This window comes from Marinomonas profundimaris (assembly GCF_000508165.1).
In the GTDB taxonomy this organism is placed as follows: Bacteria; Pseudomonadota; Gammaproteobacteria; order Pseudomonadales; family Marinomonadaceae; genus Marinomonas; species Marinomonas profundimaris.
This window is the reverse complement of the sequence record NZ_AYOZ01000012.1, coordinates 79,639-100,679: the sequence shown is the minus strand read 5'-3', so window position 1 is coordinate 100,679 and position 21,041 is coordinate 79,639. Positions and strand designations below refer to the sequence as shown.

Here is a 21,041-nt window from a genome sequence, read left to right as displayed (position 1 = left end):
TGGCCTTTCAACGATATGGAGTCCACCATGCGCGTTTTACTCTTTCGACTCACGGCGTCGTGTTTGCTTCTTTTGTCTTTTCTTTCTCCTTTATATGCAGCGGATTGGTATCGTCCACCGGTTTCAGTGACGTGGCAGTGGCAACTTGATGGTGTCGTCAATGAAGGCTACGACGTGGATGTGTATGACATCGATTTATTTGATTCTCCCGCTGATCTTATCGAACGTTTGCATGCTTCTGGTAAAAAAGTCATTTGTTATTTTTCAGCGGGATCCTATGAAGATTGGCGGCCCGATGCCGCGGTGTTTGCCGCTAAAGATTTGGGCAAAACCCTGAGCGGTTGGGACAACGAGCGCTGGTTAGATATTCGCTCTCAGTCGGTGCGGGATGTCATGATTCGTCGCCTTGATCTCGCGGTTGAAAAAGGCTGTGATGGCGTTGAACCCGACAATGTTGACAGTTATCGCACTAATACGGGGTTTTATTTCCATCAAAATGACCAATTGAAATTCAATCGCTTTTTAGCGACACAAGCGCATCAACGGGGCTTGGCCATTGGTCTGAAAAACGACCCAGATCAAACGAGAGCCTTGGTTGATGAGTTTGATTTTTCTGTTGTTGAGCAGTGTTTCGAATATTCAGAGTGTCGTTCGTATTCGATTTTTATAAAAAACAACAAACCTGTATTAAGCGCGGAGTATCGTAAGATTTATGTGGATGATGTGTCGCAGAAAAATACGATGTGCAAGCAATCTTTAGCGCTCAAGTTCAGTACTTTAGTGTTGCCTTTGGAGCTGAATGATGCGTTTAGATTGAGCTGTTTACCGTAATGTCACTATACTCTGATGATGTTTTTCACTGACAGGACGCCTTGTGTTTCCTTATTGATAATGTGGCATTTATATAGTGTTGTATCGTTTAAATAGGAGTTTTTATGATTCGTCACGTATTGTTTATTCACTATAAAGATCAAGCCAAAGAAGACGATATTGCGACGTCATTGCGTAATTTCGAGCAGATAAAAAACAAAATAGACGGCATTGAAGCCGTTGAATGGGGATTGAACAATAGCCCTGAAGGGCGCAATAAAGACTATACCCATTGCGTCTTAATGACGTTTGTTGATGAAGCGGCTCGTGATGCTTATATTCCACATCCAGAGCACGACGTGCTAAAAGCACAGTTAGGGCCAATTTTAGAAGACATTACCGTCTTTGATTACAAAGTATAAACGCGTTTGGTTACGAGCGTGTTTTACCATTAAAAATCCCACCTTCGGACGTCATTACCAAGGTGGGATTTTGGGTTTATGGTCTTTATTTCTAAAACAAGGTGTTCAGTGATAAACATGGCGCTACCTTGTGAAGTGAAAATAATGTTTGATTGGCTGGATTGTTCGCTTTTTGTCCGGTTATGATGCGATAAATGAATCTATTTTATAGGGATGTCTCATGTTATATCGATTGGTGTTAAGTGTGTTCCTTGTGTTTTGTTTGTCGACTTCCATTGCAGCAACCTCGGCTTCAAAGGAGCAGCAAAAACTGGCGCAGACCGTTTTTGAGCTTGAGCGAAACGTAGCGATTTTACAAATGTCTACGCTGAGCTTAGAAGATTACCAAGTCATCGACGAAAAAATGGCACAAGTGCTTTCGTTAGAGTATCGCGTAAACTTTCTTGGCAACCTGACATTTTTATTGTGCATGGCGCTGGTGGTGTTCTTTTTTCAACTGCGTAAGCAAAACAAACGTTTATTAGCCCTCGAAAAAAGCAAAGGAAATACGGATGAATCATAACGCGGTCTTGATGATTATTGACATGCAGCAAGGTATGTCTTGGCCACAAGCTGGAGAACGAAATAACCCCAATGCGGAACATGAAATCGCGGAGTTGATTGCCCATTGGCGAGCGAGCCATGCGCCTATTGTTCATGTTCGACACATTTCCACAGAGCCTGAATCTTTGTTCTGGCCAGAACAAGATGGGGTTTTATTTCAGGATGCATTTCAGCCCCTTGAAGATGAAAAAGTCATCGAAAAATCCGTTCCGGATGCGTTTACCTATTCGGACTTAGAATCTTGGTTACGTGAGTTGGACACCAAAGCGCTTGTGGTCGCTGGTGTCAGTACCAATAATTCAGTGGAGTCGACGGTAAGAAGCGCTGGTAACTTAGGCTTTACGACATATGTGGTGGGCAGTGCTTGTTTTGCGTTTGAGAAAGAGGACTTTTTTGGTCAGTCGCGCAGTGCCGATGAAGTACACGCCATGTCATTGGCGAATTTGCATGGGGAATACGCCACGGTCATCACCCAAGACGAAGCGTTTGCCTTATTACCGAAAGAACACACCTCGCTACGCGATTAGATTTTTCCTCTTTTGTTTATCATAAAAAAAGCCAACGGAAATAATTCCGTTGGCCATCAAAAAGGGTTTCTTTGCTCTTTCTCGAGCTCGAATTAGAACTCAGTAGAAAGCGACAACTTGATCTCGCGTGGGTTACCTTGTGTTAGGTAGCCGCCAACCGCCGATGCCCAGTAACCTTCATTCATCAGGTTAGTGATGTTCAAGCGCCATGTTACATCCTGTTGAGCAATGCTTGATTCATAGCGTGCATTCAAATCTACTCGCGTCCAAGGATCCACTTCAAGCGTGTTGCTCGCATTTAAGTATTGCGGCCCACTGCGAATGATTTTTCCACCTAAGGTTAGTCCTTCAACAGTTCGTAGATCGTATTCACCACCAAGTGCCAAGCGATATTTAGCAACACCAACGGCATAATTTCCATCGTTTGTACCATTTTTGGTTTTCTCTAGCTTTGGATCTAACCAAGTCGCAGAAGTATTAATGCGAAGTCCGGTTAGAGGTTCTCCGAACAGGCTTAATTCCAGACCACGGTTACGTTGTTCACCGAAGTAGTCATAAAGACCACCTGACTCACCATAGGCTTCTGGCTTTGTTATTTCAAAAATGGCTATGCCAGCCCCTAATGTTCCGTCTTCAAATTTCATACCAATTTCATTCTGCTCAGAGCTATAAGGCTTTAAGACCTTTCCTCCATTAGAATAATTGTAAAAAGAGTGTTTGGAAACCAAGCCGCCTTGTTGTAATGCTTCAATGTGATTGGCGTATAGAGAAATCTTATCGGATGGCTTGTAAACGATGCCATAAATAGGCGATGTGATTGAGTCATTAGAAGCCGTATCGAAAGAGCCGTCGTAGTTGTAGTAGTCGACGTTAACCTCTTGATAGCGCAAGCCTACGGTAACTAGGAGTCTGTCGTCCATAAAGCCTAGAGTATCTGCGAAGGAAAGACCTTTTACATCGGTTTTAGACTGGATGTTAGGGTTGTCCATGTTTCCTTCACCAGAAGAACTAGATAAGTATTCGATGTCAGTGGGATTGTATATATTGGTGTTACTAATATTACCAGCACTAGTATCTGACATTGTATAGGCCGTGTAGGTTTTATTCACAAAACCCGAATAGGCTGCATTTAGTTGATGAGTGACTTGCCCCGTCGTAAGATCGCCTAATAGGCTCACAGAAGAAGCAATCGTGTTATATTCATAAGGAACCGAGATTCGATAAAGTGTAGAGTCACCATTCGCAGAATTAACTGTTGGTGAGCCATAATCGCCATATTCTTTGTTCTTGTTGGCACCAAGAGCGGCGTTTAATGTCCAGTTTTCATTCAGTTCATAATCGCCCCTCACCATCGCGAATACACTTTCTAGTTCGGATCCAGCCCAAGATGGCGCATAGTTAGTGGTGGCGTTAGGCGCTGTAGGCACTTCAGTTATGGTGCCAGAATATACCACGGAGCGACCAGCATCGATGGTTTGCTTTTGATATCCAACATCTGTTGAGACGTTGAATTTTTCAGCTTGGTAATCGACATCGACGCTGATTGAGGTTTCTTCACGATTTTCGTCATCGATGGCACTGTTGCCATCACGTTGTAAGGCATTTACACGTACACCCCATTGGTTTTTATCGCCAAAACGTCGAGCAACATCAGTACTGATACCTACTTGTCCTTCCGCCGTTGTGTCGAGTGTTAGCGCGGTAAGGTCTTTGTCAGCGCGTTTTGGCTCAAGGTTGATCGTGCCACCAACGCCAGAACTTCCTGGCGTTACGCCGTTTAGAAATGCGCTCGAACCTTTTAGTAATTGCACGCTTTCTACTGCATTAGTCGAAACGATTTGGCGAGGCAAAATACCATATAGGCCACCGTATGAAATGGCATCACTGTCTAGTGCAAAGCCACGAACCATGAACTTTTCCGCGTAGTTACCAAAGCCATGCCCAGCTTGAACAGTGGCGTCACTTGCAAGTACTTCGGCGATGCTTTCTAGTTGTTGGTCTTCAATGGCTCGGTTCGTGTAAGACACGACACTGAAAGGCACATTAGCGCTGTCTTGTTCGCCAAAGGTGCCTAAACGGCCGCCGGACTCAATTTGTCCGCCTTTGTATTCCGTTAGCACGCTGTCATCAATTTGCTCGGCAGAAACGGCCAAACCAGACATTGTGTAGTTACTTTGGTCCATGAGGCTGTAAGTGCCATCTGGGTTCGCCGTCATGATAAGCCCCGTGCCTTCAAGCAGCGCATCAATCAATTCAAGAGGCGAGAAATTACCCGAAACCGCGGTGTTTTTAAGGTCTTGTGTTAAAGCAGGATCAAATGACAATGCAATACGATGACGCACGGCAATATCAGTCAATGTTTTACCAAGGTTACCCGCAGCAACGGTAACTTGTTCACGGGTTTCTTGCTGTACTGTATTTTCAGCAAAAGCAAGAGAGCTGACACCGGCACTCACCACAAGGCCAGTACTAAAAATCGCGGCACTAATGGCGCGATGTAAACGAGTTTTCAAAAAGCGATTTTTCTGGGCAGCCACAGCTACCTCCTTATTTATAATCATAGGGTTATTTGTTATCTACTTAATAAGCCACGCGAAAATAAAAAAGGTATCAATAATAATGAAAATAATTGTCATTAACTTTTGTGGGGGGTGAATAGATCGTGTTTTGCAGGGGAGGGATTCTGCTTTACCTCTTTACTAAACGGCTTCAAGTGTGACCCAGTAACCGCCTAAATGTTGTGTCGCTTTAATGGGGTACGTGTGAGTGAGCATGGTCAAAATGGTGTCTGTATTAGACGTAGGGAAAGACCCTGATACCATTAAATTTTCCACATCAGGCGAGACACGTAAAAAGCCATGGCGATAACGAGAAACCTCTTGAGCAAATTCTTTCAGTGGCATTTTATTAGCGGCCAGCATTCGATCGATCCATGCATTGGTTTCTGGCGTAATTAACTGGCTTGATAAAAGCGCGTAGCTGGATAATTGTGCCTGATAGCCAGATTGGATAACCTTGTCATCCGTGGCGGTGGCGAGTCTAGGTGCGACGTGAACGTCGCCTTTTACAGCGGCAAGCTGAGTGGTTCCTTCACATTGTCGAATGGTTAATAAGCTGCCATGTGGTGACAATGTGCCTTCATGCGTTTGAATGCGCAGTGGGCCAAATTCATTGGCGTTTACAGACGCGGCTTGTAATCGTATTTCACCTTCTCTTAGCGTGATTAGGCGAGAGTGGCGATCAAAGTTCATATCAAACGCGGTCGCGGTATTCAGCTTTACTAAGGAGCCGTCAGGCAATGTGATGTCTTGAACTTCGCCCTTGGCGGTGCGGTAATCGGCGGTCCATTGCTGAGTTTCAACAGTTTTATAACTGCCCCAAATAACGGGGCCAGCGGCGAGTAACAGCGCAAGTTTACCGATGGCAACACGGCGAGCTTCATTGTCTGGGCGGTTAAGCACCGCCGCGGCGATGTCTTTTGGTAAGGTTTCTACCTGCCCCATGAGGCGCTGTGCGCGCAACCAGGCTCTGGTGTTGTCTGGACTGGCCGCTTGCCATTGTTCTAGTTGTGCTTGTTCTTCTGAGGACAGCGGTGCTTCTTCTGATTTCATTAGCCATTCGGCGGCTTTTTCAAGGCTATGCTTTGCGACAGTGGTGTTCACTTTATTCAAAAAAATCATCCTCCATTAAGGTTAAGCACTGTACATAGGCTTGTTTCATATAGCGTTTAATACTGATCAGGGAGAGGCCCATTTCATCGGCGATTTCTTGGTACTTTTTGCCTTCGATCTGAGACATCAAAAATACTTTTTTTACATTATGAGGTAAGTCATTGAGAAGTGTATCAACCTGTTCGAGGGTTTGTAATACGATGTGAGCGTGTTCTTGAGAGCGTGTCACAGGATCAGGAAGTAAGGCGACATACTCTAAATACGCGTCTTCTAGCGACTTTCGACGATAAAAGTGACTAATAATGCCTTTTGCAACGGTGACAAGGTAGGCGCGAGGCTCATGGATCTTGTCTGCTTCCTGCCGAGAGTGAATACGCATAAAGGTATCCTGAGTTAAATCTGCCGCATCGAATTGATTGTCTAAGCGCTTACGTATCCATGTATACAGCCAACTGTGGTTATCTGAATAGAGTGCGTGCATTGCATTTTGCTGCGCTCTTGGATCCGCATTTTGCGGCATGAAATCGCTCCTATAACGAAAATTATGAAACCTAAATGATAATGTGTCTCATTAGACTGTATTGTTGTTTTTTTGTCAATGTTGGGCGTTTTTATCGAAGGTGAAAGTGCGACAGGATAAGGTTTATTCCACCACGCACATTGGGGTTTTCGCGATAGGATCTTGATGGATTTGAGCGTTCAATGAAAAAACCGTCTTTAGCATGTCTCTTGTGAGAACAGAGTCAGGCGAACCTTGGGTAATGATTTCCCCTTCTTTCATGACAATTAAATGGTCGCAATAGCGTGCTGCTTGGTTGATATCGTGCAGCACCGTGATGATGGTTTTGCCTTGCTGGTTTAGCTTTCGCAACAAGTGCATGAGCTCGACTTGATGGCTGAGATCCATGTAGGTGGTGGGTTCGTCTAGCAATAAATACGGCGTATCTTGCGCCAATGTCATTGCCAGCCAAACACGCTGACGTTGTCCACCCGACAATTCACTCACGAGCTGATCCGCCAATTCTGTGACTTCTGTTTCTTGCATGACGCGATCTATAATGCGCTTATCTTCAGTATTTAGCCTTCCCCAAAAACCAGTGTAAGGGCTGCGGCCGTAGGCGATTAAATCGAATACTTTAATGCCTTCTGGAATCGGTTGGGTTTGCGGCAATAGTGCTAAGCTTTTCGCCAATTGGTTGGACGGAATCTTATGTAGGTTTTCGCCGTGCCAATGGACCTGCCCAGACAGGGGGGTCAAAATGCGTGCGATGGCTTTTAATAGTGTGGATTTACCGCAGCCATTTGGTCCAAGCAGTGCAATGAATTTGCCATCGGGAATGGACAAATTCACCTGTTTGACGATGGCTTTATCGTGATAGCCAACCGATAAGTCATGAGTGCTAAGAGACATAAATCATTTTGTCCTAAGGAGAAGCCAAAGAAAATACGGAGCGCCGAGAATGGCCGTCATCAATCCAGCGGGCAGTTCGATGGGCGGATCAATGGTTCGTGCAACCAAGTCCGCCAAGAGCAACAAAGTCATGCCGACGACAATGGCGCAAGGTAAGAGGATTTGATGACGTCCGCCGACCAAGCGTCGCGCCAAATGCGGTGCGACAAGTCCCAAAAAACCAATGGGCCCACAGATAGAAACACAAGCCGCTGTCATACCAACCGAAATAGCCAAGACAAATAAACGGGTAACGGGAATGGATACGCCTAAGCTGGTGGCAACGTCATCGCCTAATTGCACTAGGTTCATGCGTTTCGCCAGCCAGAAAGCCACAGGCACTAAGCTAAGCCAAGGCAAAATCATCGCGACCTGATCCCAGCCTCGTCCCCATAAACTGCCTGTTAACCAGAGTAAGGCGTTGTTTATTTCTAACGGTCGAGTCAGCATCAAAAAATCGACCACGCTGCTGTAAAGTGTGGCCATGGCGATCCCGGTAATCGCAAGCTTAATCGCACTGCTGTGAGAACCGCACAATAACCAAAGCAACAACGCGGCGCATAAACCACCGCACAGTGCCGCCCACGGTAGCCAATACACAGACACATGGGGAAACAATGTCATGAGAACCACAGCGGCCAACCCGGCGCCATGACTGACGCCCAGAATATCGGGTGAAGCCAATGGATTGCGAATCACACCTTGGACTAACGCGCCAGACAGCGCCATCATGCCGCCAACCAATACGGCCAATAGCGTTCGGGGGAGTCGATATTCATGAATGGTAAAATAGAATTCAGATGAGGGCGAAAAGCCGCTGATGATCTCATTCAGCGACAAGCTAACGGCGCCAAAAGACAGGCTCATCGCGACCAATACCAGTACCATGAGAAACAAAAGAAAAGACAGCGCCATTGGTTTCATGCGGTTCGAGTCCTGACCATGTAGATGAAAAATGGTGCACCAATAAGCGCAATAATCGCCCCAACGGGGGTTTCTGTTGGGTAAATAATGGCACGACTGAGAGTGTCGGCCATGACCACCAATGCCGCCCCCATGATGGCCGTGAGAGGCAAAATTTTCCGGTTGTCTTGCCCCACTAAGGCTTTCGACATATGAGGAACGAGCAAACCGATAAAAGCGATCGCGCCAGCAATGCTTAACGCACTGCCCACCAGAACTAAGACAAGAAGACTGCAAATAACCCGCGTCCAACCTAGTTTGGCGCCTAAGCTGCGAGCGTTGTCATCCCCTAAATTTAACAAGTTTAAGGTCGGACTCATCAGAAACGCACCGAGTAAACTCAACGACGCGATTGGCCAAAAATGCTGCCATTGATGCCAACTGGCACCAGCCACACTGCCAGCGAGCCAAGTCAACACGGCCGAAGCTTGATCTTCATGAAGGATGATCATGGCTTTCATTAGAGCCGCGCACAACGCCGAGACCGCCACGCCGGCCAACACCAAGCGACCATGCTCGTTGCCACCACGCCACGCGGTTCCTAATAACATGACGATTCCCCACGCGATGGCTCCGCCTAAAATGGCCGCCGTAGAAATGCCGAAAAAGCCAAGCCAAGGTGTTACGGTTGACACTGCCGCCATACCGAGCGCCGCGCCTGCATTCACACCCAATACAGAAGGCGATGCTAATGGATTGCGAGTAAGGCTTTGCATAATGGCTCCGGCAACGGCCAAGCAAGCTCCGACAAGGCCCGCGATCAAAACGCGCGGTAGACGAATGTCCAGTACGATATGATGCGCAATAATGGCGTCATCGGGGGCCATTATCGCCATCAAGGCTTGAGACGCACTCACTGGCACAATTGACCAAGTGAATAGCGACAGCCAGGCAAAGAGCAATAACACCAATAACAACACCACGCATTGTCTTAGATAAGATAAGTGTTTAAAACGCAGCATACGTTATGGGGTAAAAATCTTTGTTAGATCTTCCGCGATGCTTTCGGCCGCCATAATGCCTCGACAACGTGACCAGACATTACCATTCACTTTAAAGACATGTTGGTTACGAGCGACTTTAAGCACCGACCAAAGCGGTTCTTTTTCCCATTTATCGATAATGTTTGGCGACACATACGTACCAACAATAAGATAATCCGGGTTGATAGCGAGCAATTGTTCTAGACCAATTTGGCGACTGGACTGTTTGTCGTCTTTTTCTAAAGACGGGTTTTTCAATCCCAGTGCTTTGATCACACCGCCCGCGTACGAATTAGCAGGGTGCATGAAAAGATCGTCTGCTCTCGCCACGACGAATTGAACGCCGATGTCTTTGGGCAGTTGAGCTGCATAGTGTTTCATGATGTTCTTATGCTCGGCCAAACGTGCTGTCATTTCTTGGTCTTTGCCAACCACTTTGCCAATAACCGCGGCGGCTTTTAGGTTGTCTTCGTAGGTTTCACGACGCGATGGCAGAATGAGAGTCGGTGCGATTTTTTTCAAATCTTCGTACACGCCTTCATGGCGACCGATGTCCGCAATAATTAGGTCGGGCTTGAGTGACGAAATCACTTCAAGGCTGGGTTGTGAACGGGTGCCTACGGATTGCCATTTCCCAATGACATCCCGTACTTGTTTGAGCACGCGTTCAGGGTCTTTGTCGTCGGCAATCCCGATGGGGCTCACGTTCACCGATGCCAAGGCGTCAGCAAAGGAAAACTCTAAGACGACAATGCGTTGTGGAATGTAGTTAAGGGTGAAATTTCCTTTGCTGTCTTGTACGGTAACCGCTTGGGAAAGGGAGCAAAAACAGATGGAAAGGGCAGTGAATGCGAGGCAAAGCAAGCGCTTCATGAATAGCAGCCTTAGTCGATATCAGAAGTGATGGAAAGATTCCGCTAATGATAACACTTCTCAGTTTCATGAGAAGTGGTTTTGTTTTAAAAGGCCGTGTTTTGACGGTTTGCTTTGGCGTTTGCGGTTCCCTTAAATACTTTCACCCGGTTCGATCTGAAAGGGTAAGTTGATAATTTTCTGTGAAACAGGATTGCCTTGTAAGCGAGACAGTAAATGCTCTGCGGCTAAGCGCCCCATTTCTTCCCGTGGCGTGATCACGGTGGCTAAAAGCGGCACCATGACTCTGGCGATATTGTGACCATGAAAACCGGCGATGCCCATTTCTTCGGGGATTTTGATGCCCGCTTTTTGGCACGCGTAAAGCGCGCCGATGGCCAAGTCATCGTTGGTGCAGAAAATACCGTCGGTATCGGGCTGTTTGGCTAACGCTTCTTTCATGAATTGTTCACCCAGTGTAAACGATGACGCGCTGTCTGTACTGAGACACATCTCAGTTAAGCCGTTATCGTGCATGGCTGTTTGATAACCGCGTATTCGTTGCAACGTCCTTTGGTCCATTCTGGCCGCGAAATAGACAATTTTCCGATGCCCCTTTTGGATCATGCATTCGGTCATGGCGTACGCGGCGGCTTGGTTATCAATTCCGATGGCTTGTTCGATGGCGGGAGACACCGAATCCATAATTTCAATCACGGGAATACCGGCGACGCTGAGCATCTTACGCACACGTTCTGTGTGGTAGCTTTCGGAAATGATCAAACCGTCTACATTGTAAGACAATAAAGCCGCTATTCGCTTTTCTTCTGCTTCTTTGCTGTAACCATAGTGAGCCAGCATGGTTTGGTAACCTGCAGGTTCTAATACGGATTCAATACCACGAATCACTTCCGCGAAGACTTGGTTGGTTAACGATGGCACCAAGACACCAATGGCATGGCTTTTTGACTTGGATAAAATATCTGGCGCTCGGTTTGGAATGTAGCCGAGATGGTCTAATGCTTCGCCGATTTTGGTTTGCAATGGTGGTGAAACCTGATCGGGGTTTCTGAGATAGCGGCTGACCGTCATCTTAGTGACGCCAACTAAATCTGCAACGTCTTGTAGAGTGGGGCGTTTGTTTTTCATACCTGAGCTTTTCATATCAAGAGGCGTATCCATGAATTGTTACCTGTAACATTATCATAAGCGATTCATGGCTAGAAACAAAAAAACAGACAATAGTGATCAGGAAGTAAACAAAAATAGGAAGACTCATCGACAGTGAGTGTTTACTTATTGTCAAAAAAAGAGGCGCCACCTAATTGGGAGCGCCTCTTTTTTGGATTTTCTATCGGCAGCTATTCTGCGTCATTTGGTTATTGATTCGCTAACAACGCCAGCGCTTCGTTCAATACCGCATCCGGTTCTTGAGAAATATCAATCACCAGCGCTTCGTCTTCCGTTGGTTCTATCAAGGTGGCAAATTGGCTTTCTAACATGCCGCGACCATTAAAATAATGACCATCGCGCTTTTGGTGGCGCTGCCAAATTGTGTCGATGCTGCCTTTTAGATAAATCATGGTGACATTGTCCAAACCGCGACGCAGCATGGCGCGATATTCTGGTTTTAATCCAGAGCATGCAATGACGGCGGTTGGGTTGTCGATTAAGAGTGTGTTGAGCGTGGCAAGCCAGTCTTTACGGTCTTCATCGGTGAGTGGAATGCCTTGGCGCATTTTGTCGACATTGGCTTGACTGTGAAAGTCGTCGCCATCGAAAAAACGGTATCCCAGTTTGTCGGCAATGTTTTTGCCAATCAAAGATTTGCCTGACCCCGAAACACCTAATACTACAATTTTTTTTGTCATCTTCTTAAATCCTTGTCGCCTTGCTGTTATCAGCAAGGCTGTGTCGTTCAAAAAGCCGTGTTGAACGGCATGGTCTCAATGGATTATTTCCACCAAAGGGCCAGCTCAGGGAAGAATATGACCAAGGCGAGTACGGCAATTTGCATTCCGATAAAGGGAAGCAAAGAGCTGAATATCTCACCGAGACTGATGTCTTTTGGTGCCACGGATTTAAGATAAAATGCCGCAGGGCCAAAAGGCGGAGAGAGAAATGAAACCTGCATGTTCAAACAGAACACCACACCAAACCAAATCGGGTCTAAGCCCAGCCCGCTAATAATAGGAACGAAGATCGGCATAGTCAGTAATGCAACGCCCACCCAATCTAGGAACATGCCCAAGACAAGCAATATCAGCATCATGATCATGATGGTGCCCATCACGCTGCCACCGCTTAACGCCAGAATGGTTTCTTCGACAAAGTCGATGCCACCCATTAGGTTGTAAACACCGACCAACGCGGTTGCCCCGATGCCAATCCAGATGATCATGCCACAGGTGCTCATCGTCGCAGTGGCACTGTCTTTCAGCATCGAGAAGTTCAGTTCGCCACGAATCGCCGCACTGATAACAATACCCACAACACCCAGCGCAGACGCTTCCGTTACCGAGGCAACGCCAGTATAAATACTGCCCAATACCATCATGACCGTCAGCAATGGGAAAAGCAGTGCTTTAAAGTAGTTAACGTCTTCGTCTGCGGCGAGTTCTTCTTCCGTTGGCAATGGCGCGTATTCAGGATGAATACGGCAGATAATCAGCACGTAAGCCATGTAGGCGAACGCCAGTATAAACGCCGGTAAAAACGCGGCTTTGAACAGATCGCCAATGGAAACACTGGCGGTCAGGCCATAAATAATCAGTACAATGCTGGGTGGTAACATGGTGCCTAATGCGCCACCGGCACACGTGGTACCAATCGCCAGCTTGCGGTTGTAACCAAGGCGCAGCATTTGTGGCAAGGCTAAGATGCCAAGAAGCACGGTTTCGCCACCGATTACACCCGACATAGACGCCAGCACGATCGCAACCAATAGCGTTTGTACCGCGACGCCACCGCGTAATTTACGACCAAATACTTTCATCGCATCAAAGAGATCGCGAGCAATGCCGGATCGATCTAAGAGCGCGGCCATTAACACAAACATAGGCACAGCAAGGAAAACATAGCTGCCGACAAAACTGTATAATCGGCTAGTGATGAGTGGCAAAGCGCCAACACCAAACCAACCAACCGCAAACACCAGCGCCACTAACGCGGTAACGAACGCTAATTGCATTCCTGTTAGCAGTAATAAAATCATAGAGCCGAGCATCAGTAGGCTGCCGTAGCCTATGCCCATAGCGGATAAATCAAACATTGTCGCGTTTCCTTAAGCCATTCAATTCTTGTATTAGGTGCAAGGAGAACTGCACAAACATGATACACAGTGTCATAAATATCATGCCTTTAACCAAAGCAGGAAAAGCGGGATCCCAAGCGGATCCAGAGGTTTCTAAGCGAACATCGCCAAACGGTGTGAACCAAGAATCTTGCACCATCTGATACGCAGCCCAGCTGAGCAAACCTGAAAAAATGAGTCCCATGATGTGATGAAAAACATTCAACCAGCGTCGAGTGGTATCAGAGACAATGTCGTAGATAAGCACGACACGAACGTGCTTATTCGTCGCCAAGGCATAAATACCGCCATAGACAAACAAACAACCACCTAAAAAAGAAGCCGTTTCATGAACCCAAATAGTGGGCGCGTTAAACACATAACGCATCAAGACTTCGTAAAAAGAAATGGCAACCGTGAAAAGGAATAACAGGCTCAGAAGATTGCCAACCTTAAAAATAGTACGGTCTAAACCGTTTCTAGGTTGATCTGAACTGTCAGGTGTTTGAGGATGAATTTCGTCTTGCATGATCATGATCCAATGGAAAACAGGCGTTTAGGAATAAACGCCTGTTTTTTTTAGCTTAAAGGACGTTCTTAAGAGTTTTACAACGCTTATAGAAGACCATTATTTTCTAGGTAAGACGTAATAGAATCGTACACTTTTTGCGCGTTGTCAGAGCCTTTAGCAAACTCTTTCCACTGTGTGCGAGCAATAGCACGGAATTTTTTACGTTCGTCTGCAGACCAATCGTGAATTGTGATGTTTGGATCTGCTTTTGCAATTTTCACTGCCGCTTGATCAGCAATACGCAGTTGCGTAGTGATGTCTTCGGCGAAGTCACGTACCGATACCGTTAGGATAGACTGAATGTCAGCCGGTAACTTGTCCCACTTTTTCTTGTTCATTGAAATGTCGATCAATGGCAAAGAGTGGAAACCTGGCTGAATTGGGTGTGTCGCAATGTCGTTCATGCCGGCTTTTTGGTTCGTTGAGAACACGGTGTAATCCGCGGCATCAATAACGCCTTTGCTTAGGCCAGTGAAGACCTCTGAACCCGGTAGGTTAACTGGCGCGGCGCCCGCTGCTGCGAAAACACGCTGAACCAAACCTTCAGGGGCGCGAAGCTTCAGACCTTTCAGATCCGCCACGCTGTCTAGAGGAACACGAGAAACAAAAGACTCAACGCCCGTTGTAGAACCACCAATGAATTTCACGCCGTAAGGTGCGTAAAGTTCATTCATCAGCTCATAACCACCGCCGTAATTAATGTATTGAAGCAGTTGCTGAGTATTCGACCAAGCACCTACAGTGTTGCCAATCAAACCAAACGCTGGATCTTTACCAGAGAAAAACTCCGTTGCAGTCACTTGGCCATCCAAGATGCCCATTTTGATGCCGTCGAGTGTTTCAGTGTGTTTGAAAATACTGCCAACAGGAAGCAAATCGATATGAACACGGCCTCCGGTCATGGTTTCGACGCGTTTAGTCCATTCTTTTTGAACTTGGAAGTTCTTATCGCCGGCTGGGTCAGACGACTGAAACTTGAAGTTGTAATCCGCTGCAATAGCCGATGTAGATAGGATGCCGGCCATAGTGGCGGTCAATAGCGTGGTGCTGAATTTACTCATGATATTGCTTCCCGTTGATTATTTTTTTAATAACAGTTTTTAGGAAAAAGGTCTTAGATTTTGGTAAATGTTACCGGTAACTAAGTGGCTAATGTTACCGATAACATTTCCAGTTAGTCAAGCCTTTGTCGGTAGGAATGTATTGGGTAATTATAGATGATTGATATTTAAAGAGATCTTTTTATGAGAACGCCATGGTAACTAGACATTGGTCTAAGAAGCGTTTTGTTCACTATGATAAAAGACTATCTTAATGATCGGTGTAAATGCGCTGACTTAATAATGAGAATAATAAAATGGCTGCCATAGATATTCCTGAAGTCCATAAGTTCATCGAAACCATTCCGCCTTTTTCTGGTTTGAGTGTCATAGAGCGAAAACAACTACTGACCGGTGTGACCATGCTGTACGTGCGTCATGGGCAGACACTTGTGCTGAAAGACGACGCCGCCACGGTGCATTTGATTCGTCGCGGCGCGTGTGAAATCCGAACGCCAAAAGGTGGGCTGGTGGACCAGATTGCCGATGGCGAATGCTTTGGGGTGTCCAGCGTGTTGACACAAAATCCTGATGGCTTGCAGGTGGTGGCGATGGAAGACAGTCTAGTGTATCGATTTGATAAAACTCGTTTTATAGAAACGCTTGAGAAGAGCGACGCCTTTGGGTTGTTCTTTGAGCACACCCAGCACAATCGATTACGAAAACTTTCCCGTAGCCAGAGTAACGAGTTGGCTTCCCCCGCGTTGCAATTATCGACGCACATTGCGCACATTATGACGCGCGAACTCATTCAAGCGACCCCCGATGAAACCGTGCAAACCATCGCTATGCGCATGACAGATGCGCGTGTTAGTTCTATTTTGGTGATTGAAGAAGAGCGCTTGCAAGGCATTGTTACTGATCGGGATTTACGCTCACGCATATTGGCCTTGGGTGGTTCTTCGGATTCGCTGGTGGCGGATGTGATGACAGCAAACCCTGTGACCTTGCCGCCAGATGCTTTGGTAATGCAGGCACAAACCTTAATGAGCGAAAGTAAGATACATCATTTGCCGATTGTCGATGAAGAACACCGCGCGGTTGGCATGCTAACGGCCGCAGATTTACTTCGACATCAAGAACTCAGTCCGCTTTTACTGATCAATCAAATTCATCGCCAGCAGACCGTTGAAAGCTTGGCGCATGTTTGCAAACAATGGCCGACCTTGATTATTAATTTGATCGTGACGGACATGAAGCCGGCGGATGTGGGCAAAGTCTTGGCGACAGTGAGTGATAATTTAACGCGCCGTTTGATCGAATTGGCCTTAGAAAAATTTGGCCCAGCGCCGATGGTCTTTCATTTTTTGGTGTTTGGGTCTCAGGCACGACGAGATCAATCGCTTGGCAGTGATCAAGACAATGGCTTGATGCTCGAACGTAAGCCGACCGCAGAAGAGAAAAACTATTTTATCAATTTGTCGGAATTTGTTTGTCAGGGATTAGGTGCCTGCGGCATTCGGCTTTGCCCCGGTAATATTATGGCGAGCAACCCTGAATGGCGAAGGACAAGCGAAGGTTGGCAGCAAGTCTTTTCTCGTTGGATTAAAAGCAGTGCGCCCAGCGATTTACTTCACGCAAGCATCTTCTTCGACATTCGCTGTGTGTATGGCGAAGGCGATGCAGTGAAAAAATTGATCAAGTCTATGCAGCAGGAAGTGGCGAAAAATAGCGTCTTTTTAGCCACATTGACGCGCAGCGCCTTGGTGACAAAACCGCCATTGGGCTTCTTCCGACATTTTTTATTGGAATCCTCTGGCGAGCACAAACATCAGCTCGATTTAAAGCATCAAGGTTTGGCGTTGATTAATGATTTGGCACGCCTCTATGGTTTGTCATGCCAAACGTATCGTGTCGGTACGTTGGATCGGATTGAACAGTCTGTACGTGAAAAATTGATGAGTGTGGATACCGCTCGTAACTTGATGGATGCATGGGACAAATTAAACGGCCTACGCTTAGAGGCTCAAAGTCGTCACTGGCAAGCAACGGGCAAAGCCAGTGCGTACCTTGACCCGAAAGATTTGAGTCCATTAGAACGCAAGCATTTAAAAACCACCTTTAGCATTATTAGCGATGTACAAGACGTTGCTCAGCAGCGTTTTCTAAGGGGTTATAGCTAATGATAATACGGTTTATGCATAAGCTGAAAGCGTGGTATGTGGCGCGTCAATCGGTGAAGCGGCTCTGGTCTGAATGGAATTATTTGGTATTGGACATCGAAACGTCGGGCCTAAATGCGAAGCAAGATCACATCGTTAGTGTCGGTTGGGTGTGCATTAAAAATGGCGTGATTGAGCTGGATAGTGCGCGTCATATCGTGCTTGATCATGCGGAAATTGGAGACAATGTGGGTATTCACATGATCACCGATTCCGATGTACAGCAACATGGTAAACGACAAGAAAGCGTGTTGCGTTACTTACGACATTTGCTCAGAGATCGGGTTCTCGTGGTGCACCATGCGCCCATGGAGCTGGGCTTCTTGAAGCAGTCTTGGCAAGAGCATGCTTTACCGACATTTTATGTGAATTGGCTGGATACCTTAGCGATAGAAAGGACAAAAGCGAACAGAACACAGCAACCGATTCAAGATGGTGGTTTTCGTCTTGATGCGTGCCGTGAACGTTATGGTTTGCCAGATTACCAAGGCCACGATGCGCTAACCGATGCCTTAGCCACCGCTGAATTGTTGCTGGCACAAGTCGCCTATCAAGGCAAAGATTGTCGACTACACGACCTAAACCAAATGGGTGGCGGGCGAGTAAGGTTTCCTTGTCGTTAGTGGTTTTTCGTATCATAAAGGGATCTGCCCCCTTTATCCTCTTAACCCTTAGCTCCTAGAGGGCAGCGGCGATAATTCCCAATCTTCTTTTGGTTCTGAAACCAAAAATCGTGGATTCTCTGACCAATGAAGTAGGCTCATTTCCCCCGCGTTGGATTCGGTTAATGCCGTGCAATGCTCGACCCAATCTCCATCGTTACAATACAAAATCTCGTCTTTGATGCGAAACGAAGCAAAGTGAATGTGGCCACAAATGTAGCCATCGACTTTTTGGTTTTTTGCGGATTTTAGTGCCGCGGTTTCAAAGCGTTCGATGAATTCTTTAGCCTTGCTGATGTGGCTTTTTAAATAGCCCGCTAATGACCAGTAAGGTAGGCCAACAAGGCGTCGAATACCGTTAATCCATTGATTGAGAGACAACATGAGCCCGTGCGCTTTGTCGCCAATGGCGAGCATAAGAGGGCTGATTTTTACCATCTGATCGAACTCATCTCCATGACTAACATGGAAGGTACGACCATCGGCGGTTTTGTGGCGGGCATTGAGTCGGATGTCGATGCCAGACAGGGTTTGACCAACAAATTGACGGAAAAAGGCGTCGTGGTTGCCAGGAATGTAAATCACCTTGGTGCCAGAGTTTGCCATGGCTAAGATTTGCTCAATGACCTGATGGTGAGATTCCACAAAATACGCGCGATGACGCATTTCTTGAAGGTCGATAATGTCCCCTACCAAATAGAGTTTGTCCGTTTTAATGCTTTTTAAAAAATCTAACAAATGCAATGCCTGGCAGGCTTTGGTTCCCAAATGAACGTCAGAAATAAACACGGATCTGAATGTTGTCTGCATAAACACCTCCAACTGGTTAATTGTTAGGTTAGTCGGTGTTTATGACAGGCTTGTGTGTTCTTTGTGACAGTTTTTTGATGGCAATTTGGGGTGGCCGTTACATCACAATGGAGGATAGCATGGGCTCTGCTGTTTCATGGAGCTGAGGCGGCTGAAGATACAAGTGGTTGCCGCCTTGCTGCTTGGCAACTTTTTTGGCTTGTGCCGCGAGTTCTGCAACTTGGTGATGGTTGTTGCATTGCTTTGGGTTGGGTTTGACCACGCCGATGGCTAAGCTCAGTATTGGATGAAAAAGCGTTTGACCTTGACGGTTTTTGGTCCACACCCCGCCTTCTTGGAGTGTTTCTTCGGAATAAAATTCGCGTACTTGTCGTGAAAATTCCGTTAAGATTTTTTCACACTGCTGTTGCCAGTTCTGGTCTCCGAAGATAACCACAAAATCGTCTCCGCCAATGTGACCAATGAAGTTATGGTCAGGCGACACCAGTTCTTTGATCAAATAACCAACGAGCTGAATGATGGCGTCGCCTTTTGAATAGCCGAAAAAGTCGTTGAAGGGTTTGAAGTCATTCAGGTCGAAATACGCCACGTGAAAGTTTTCGTTCGATAAAAGTCGACGACTGACTTCTCGATGTATTGGCACATTTCCGGGCAATAGCGTCAGTGGATTTGAATACGTGGCATTTTGAATTTTCAATTCGGTGATGCGTTTCAATAGGTCTCTTAAGTGACCTGTGCCAATGAATTTACCGTCACGAACCACAATGATTTCGTTGTTAAGGGTGTCGGCTTCTTGGTTGGTCATGAGTGTGGACACGCTCGATAAACTCACATGATTTTCAACGATTAAGACGTCGCTGCTCAGTAAGTTTGTCACTGGTTTGTGTTCATAAAGCGCACGACCATAAGGCGTCGAAAAGAGCTCGTGCAATTGATTGCGTCGCACAACTCCAATGGGTTCATTTTTGCCGTTCACGATGGGAATGGCCACCAAATCGGGTTGTTTTTTAAAGACCTGTGACGCGTCTTCTAGCAGCCTATTTTCTTGTAAACTCGCTGTTGGTCGACATAAGGTTTGAACCGTTTCAGAGTGGTCTTCTTGAAACTGCGAACGTCGTCGAGCCTGTTTGACTAAATAAGGGTGCGTTGAAAAGGCCGGTGTTTCGGTTGGTCGACCCAGAAAATAACCTTGCCCTAATGTCACGCCAATCTCAATCAGTTGGTCGAGTTCTTGCTGTGTCTCAATGCCTTCGGCAATCAGAAGGCAATTTAGGCGTTGTGCGATGGTTAAAATGGAGCGCACAAATTCGCGTTTTATTTCGTCTTTGTCGATGCCTTTTATAAAGTGTTTATCTATTTTTACGATGTCTGGCTGTAGCTCAGACCAAAGCTGTAATCCAGAATAGCCGACACCTAAATCGTCAATGGCGACTTGAAATCCCATTTTTCGATAATGGTCGACGCTGCTTCTTGGTAAGCCATTGTGGTCGTAAGGGTGCTGCTCAGAAAGCTCAATCACGATGTCTTTTTGATCTAACCCAAGCTCATTAAGAATGGCTAAGGTCATACCAGATTGATGATCTGGTGAGCTTAGTAAAGACGCACTGACATTGAGGAATAATCGTCCTTCTAATGACAGTTTTGCGAATTTCGATAGGGCTTTTTCACGACACAATAATTCCAGCTTATGAAGCTTTTCTTCTTTTAACGCTAAGGCGAATAATGGATCTGGAGAAAAAAGAGATGAATTTTTAGGGCCGCGTGAAAGTGCTTCATGCCCATAAATTTCCCCGTTTGTGAGGTCGTAAATAGGTTGGAAGTAAGGTGTAATTAATCCATTGATAAGGATTTTTTCAAGCAGGACAGTGTTGTCTATTTGGCTCATTTTTTTCTCAAATACATCTAGATTTAAAAAAGTGGCTAGACGGCATGTTATGTCATATTTATGACATTTTGATGACGGTATATGAGACGTAAATTAAGAGTGGTAGTGTGTTCGGGGTAGAGTGATTAACGGTGTTGGAAGACCCTGTTACCGGATCGATTTTTTATTCTTGCCGTTCGATCATCGGGAACATTAGGTTCTTTATTGTCTGCTGTTTATTTGTTTGTCAGCGGCTGTTCTATCTAGTGTAAACACACTCTGACAGCGGTAGAAAATAC

The 21,041-nt window shown here is 46.2% G+C and carries 20 protein-coding genes; 6 read left to right on the top strand and 14 right to left on the bottom strand.

Annotation, left to right across the window (positions count from 1 at the left end; translation table 11 throughout):
• Nucleotides 1-27: 27 nt before the first annotated feature.
• The 4 genes from D104_RS26695 to D104_RS26680 all read left to right on the top strand — a co-directional run bounded on the left by D104_RS26695 (nt 28) and on the right by D104_RS26680 (nt 2,362).
• Nucleotides 28-831, top strand: a complete 804-nt coding sequence (locus D104_RS26695) for an endo alpha-1,4 polygalactosaminidase (protein WP_024023710.1) — start codon at nt 28-30, stop codon at nt 829-831.
• 104 nt (nt 832-935) lie between these two features.
• Nucleotides 936-1,232 carry a Dabb family protein gene (locus D104_RS26690; protein ID WP_024023709.1) on the top strand — a complete coding sequence of 99 codons (297 nt, stop codon included), beginning with the start codon at nt 936-938 and terminating at the stop codon, nt 1,230-1,232.
• Nucleotides 1,233-1,452: 220 nt separating this feature from the next.
• Nucleotides 1,453-1,794 carry a hypothetical protein gene (locus tag D104_RS26685; RefSeq protein ID WP_024023708.1) on the top strand — a complete coding sequence of 114 codons (342 nt, stop codon included), beginning with the start codon at nt 1,453-1,455 and terminating at the stop codon, nt 1,792-1,794.
• Complete coding sequence (locus D104_RS26680; protein ID WP_024023707.1) at nt 1,784-2,362, top strand: cysteine hydrolase family protein; 579 nt, start codon at nt 1,784-1,786, stop codon at nt 2,360-2,362. The genes D104_RS26685 and D104_RS26680 overlap by 11 nt, the downstream gene beginning before the upstream one ends.
• Before the next feature lie 92 nt (nt 2,363-2,454).
• On the opposite strand, the gene D104_RS26675 is transcribed toward D104_RS26680, so the two are convergent.
• The 12 genes from D104_RS26675 to D104_RS26620 form a co-directional block, all read right to left on the bottom strand.
• Nucleotides 2,455-4,899, bottom strand: coding sequence for a TonB-dependent receptor (locus D104_RS26675; protein ID WP_024023706.1), 2,445 nt, complete (start codon nt 4,897-4,899; stop codon nt 2,455-2,457).
• A 162-nt stretch (nt 4,900-5,061) separates the two neighbouring features.
• Nucleotides 5,062-6,024 (bottom strand): FecR domain-containing protein, encoded by a 963-nt coding sequence (locus tag D104_RS26670; protein ID WP_235075918.1) that lies wholly within the window; start codon nt 6,022-6,024, stop codon nt 5,062-5,064.
• A 1-nt stretch (nt 6,025) separates the two neighbouring features.
• The gene (locus D104_RS26665; RefSeq protein WP_024023704.1) at nt 6,026-6,553 is read right to left on the bottom strand and encodes a sigma-70 family RNA polymerase sigma factor; all 528 of its coding nucleotides are present in this window, start codon (nt 6,551-6,553) and stop codon (nt 6,026-6,028) included.
• A 123-nt stretch (nt 6,554-6,676) separates the two neighbouring features.
• Nucleotides 6,677-7,444, bottom strand: a complete 768-nt coding sequence (gene fecE / locus D104_RS26660; protein WP_024023703.1) for a Fe(3+) dicitrate ABC transporter ATP-binding protein FecE — start codon at nt 7,442-7,444, stop codon at nt 6,677-6,679.
• A gap of 3 nt (nt 7,445-7,447) precedes the next feature.
• Complete coding sequence (gene fecD / locus D104_RS26655) at nt 7,448-8,407, bottom strand: Fe(3+) dicitrate ABC transporter permease subunit FecD (protein ID WP_024023702.1); 960 nt, start codon at nt 8,405-8,407, stop codon at nt 7,448-7,450.
• Complete coding sequence (locus D104_RS26650) at nt 8,404-9,369, bottom strand: iron chelate uptake ABC transporter family permease subunit (RefSeq protein WP_024023701.1); 966 nt, start codon at nt 9,367-9,369, stop codon at nt 8,404-8,406. Before D104_RS26650 ends, fecD begins: the two co-directional genes overlap by 4 nt.
• Nucleotides 9,370-9,411: 42 nt before the next feature.
• On the bottom strand, nt 9,412-10,302 hold the full coding sequence (locus tag D104_RS26645) for a Fe(3+) dicitrate ABC transporter substrate-binding protein (protein ID WP_024023700.1): 891 nt from the start codon (nt 10,300-10,302) through the stop codon (nt 9,412-9,414).
• A 132-nt stretch (nt 10,303-10,434) separates the two neighbouring features.
• Nucleotides 10,435-11,463, bottom strand: a complete 1,029-nt coding sequence (gntR, locus tag D104_RS26640; RefSeq protein ID WP_024023699.1) for a gluconate operon transcriptional repressor GntR — start codon at nt 11,461-11,463, stop codon at nt 10,435-10,437.
• 197 nt (nt 11,464-11,660) lie between these two features.
• Nucleotides 11,661-12,152 carry a gluconokinase gene (locus tag D104_RS26635; protein ID WP_024023698.1) on the bottom strand — a complete coding sequence of 164 codons (492 nt, stop codon included), beginning with the start codon at nt 12,150-12,152 and terminating at the stop codon, nt 11,661-11,663.
• Nucleotides 12,153-12,235: 83 nt separating this feature from the next.
• Nucleotides 12,236-13,552 (bottom strand): TRAP transporter large permease, encoded by a 1,317-nt coding sequence (locus tag D104_RS26630; protein ID WP_024023697.1) that lies wholly within the window; start codon nt 13,550-13,552, stop codon nt 12,236-12,238.
• Nucleotides 13,545-14,102, bottom strand: coding sequence for a TRAP transporter small permease subunit (locus D104_RS26625; RefSeq protein WP_024023696.1), 558 nt, complete (start codon nt 14,100-14,102; stop codon nt 13,545-13,547). The genes D104_RS26630 and D104_RS26625 overlap by 8 nt, the downstream gene beginning before the upstream one ends.
• 86 nt (nt 14,103-14,188) lie before the next feature.
• Complete coding sequence (locus tag D104_RS26620; protein ID WP_024023695.1) at nt 14,189-15,205, bottom strand: TRAP transporter substrate-binding protein; 1,017 nt, start codon at nt 15,203-15,205, stop codon at nt 14,189-14,191.
• A gap of 296 nt (nt 15,206-15,501) precedes the next feature.
• Between D104_RS26620 and D104_RS26615 the strand changes: the two genes are divergently transcribed.
• Both D104_RS26615 and D104_RS26610 read left to right on the top strand, forming a co-directional pair.
• Nucleotides 15,502-17,367: a DUF294 nucleotidyltransferase-like domain-containing protein gene (locus D104_RS26615; RefSeq protein WP_024023694.1), complete on the top strand. Its 1,866-nt coding sequence runs from the start codon at nt 15,502-15,504 to the stop codon at nt 17,365-17,367.
• A 14-nt stretch (nt 17,368-17,381) separates the two neighbouring features.
• Nucleotides 17,382-18,029, top strand: a complete 648-nt coding sequence (locus D104_RS26610) for a 3'-5' exonuclease (RefSeq protein WP_235075915.1) — start codon at nt 17,382-17,384, stop codon at nt 18,027-18,029.
• Nucleotides 18,030-18,077: 48 nt separating this feature from the next.
• On the opposite strand, the gene D104_RS26605 is transcribed toward D104_RS26610, so the two are convergent.
• Nucleotides 18,078-18,878: a UDP-2,3-diacylglucosamine diphosphatase gene (locus D104_RS26605; protein WP_024023692.1), complete on the bottom strand. Its 801-nt coding sequence runs from the start codon at nt 18,876-18,878 to the stop codon at nt 18,078-18,080.
• Between the two features lie 97 nt (nt 18,879-18,975).
• Complete coding sequence (locus D104_RS26600) at nt 18,976-20,763, bottom strand: GGDEF domain-containing protein (RefSeq protein ID WP_024023691.1); 1,788 nt, start codon at nt 20,761-20,763, stop codon at nt 18,976-18,978.
• Nucleotides 20,764-21,041: the final 278 nt, after the last annotated feature.

Excerpts from the sequence above, each read along its gene's own strand:
- D104_RS26610 (WP_235075915.1), top strand. The coding sequence starts at position 17,382 with ATGCATAAGCTGAAAGCGTGGTATGTGGCGCGTCAATCGGTGAAGCGG.
- gntR (WP_024023699.1), bottom strand. The coding sequence starts at position 11,463 with ATGGATACGCCTCTTGATATGAAAAGCTCAGGTATGAAAAACAAACGC.
- D104_RS26605 (WP_024023692.1), bottom strand. The coding sequence starts at position 18,878 with ATGCAGACAACATTCAGATCCGTGTTTATTTCTGACGTTCATTTGGGA.
- D104_RS26690 (WP_024023709.1), top strand. The coding sequence starts at position 936 with ATGATTCGTCACGTATTGTTTATTCACTATAAAGATCAAGCCAAAGAA.
- D104_RS26685 (WP_024023708.1), top strand. The coding sequence starts at position 1,453 with ATGTTATATCGATTGGTGTTAAGTGTGTTCCTTGTGTTTTGTTTGTCG.
- fecD (WP_024023702.1), bottom strand. The coding sequence starts at position 8,407 with ATGAAACCAATGGCGCTGTCTTTTCTTTTGTTTCTCATGGTACTGGTA.
- D104_RS26665 (WP_024023704.1), bottom strand. The coding sequence starts at position 6,553 with ATGCCGCAAAATGCGGATCCAAGAGCGCAGCAAAATGCAATGCACGCA.
- D104_RS26625 (WP_024023696.1), bottom strand. The coding sequence starts at position 14,102 with ATGCAAGACGAAATTCATCCTCAAACACCTGACAGTTCAGATCAACCT.
- D104_RS26620 (WP_024023695.1), bottom strand. The coding sequence starts at position 15,205 with ATGAGTAAATTCAGCACCACGCTATTGACCGCCACTATGGCCGGCATC.
- D104_RS26635 (WP_024023698.1), bottom strand. The coding sequence starts at position 12,152 with ATGACAAAAAAAATTGTAGTATTAGGTGTTTCGGGGTCAGGCAAATCT.
- fecE (WP_024023703.1), bottom strand. The coding sequence starts at position 7,444 with ATGTCTCTTAGCACTCATGACTTATCGGTTGGCTATCACGATAAAGCC.
- D104_RS26695 (WP_024023710.1), top strand. The coding sequence starts at position 28 with ATGCGCGTTTTACTCTTTCGACTCACGGCGTCGTGTTTGCTTCTTTTG.
- D104_RS26600 (WP_024023691.1), bottom strand. The coding sequence starts at position 20,763 with ATGAGCCAAATAGACAACACTGTCCTGCTTGAAAAAATCCTTATCAAT.
- D104_RS26645 (WP_024023700.1), bottom strand. The coding sequence starts at position 10,302 with ATGAAGCGCTTGCTTTGCCTCGCATTCACTGCCCTTTCCATCTGTTTT.
- D104_RS26615 (WP_024023694.1), top strand. The coding sequence starts at position 15,502 with ATGGCTGCCATAGATATTCCTGAAGTCCATAAGTTCATCGAAACCATT.
- D104_RS26630 (WP_024023697.1), bottom strand. The coding sequence starts at position 13,552 with ATGTTTGATTTATCCGCTATGGGCATAGGCTACGGCAGCCTACTGATG.
- D104_RS26680 (WP_024023707.1), top strand. The coding sequence starts at position 1,784 with ATGAATCATAACGCGGTCTTGATGATTATTGACATGCAGCAAGGTATG.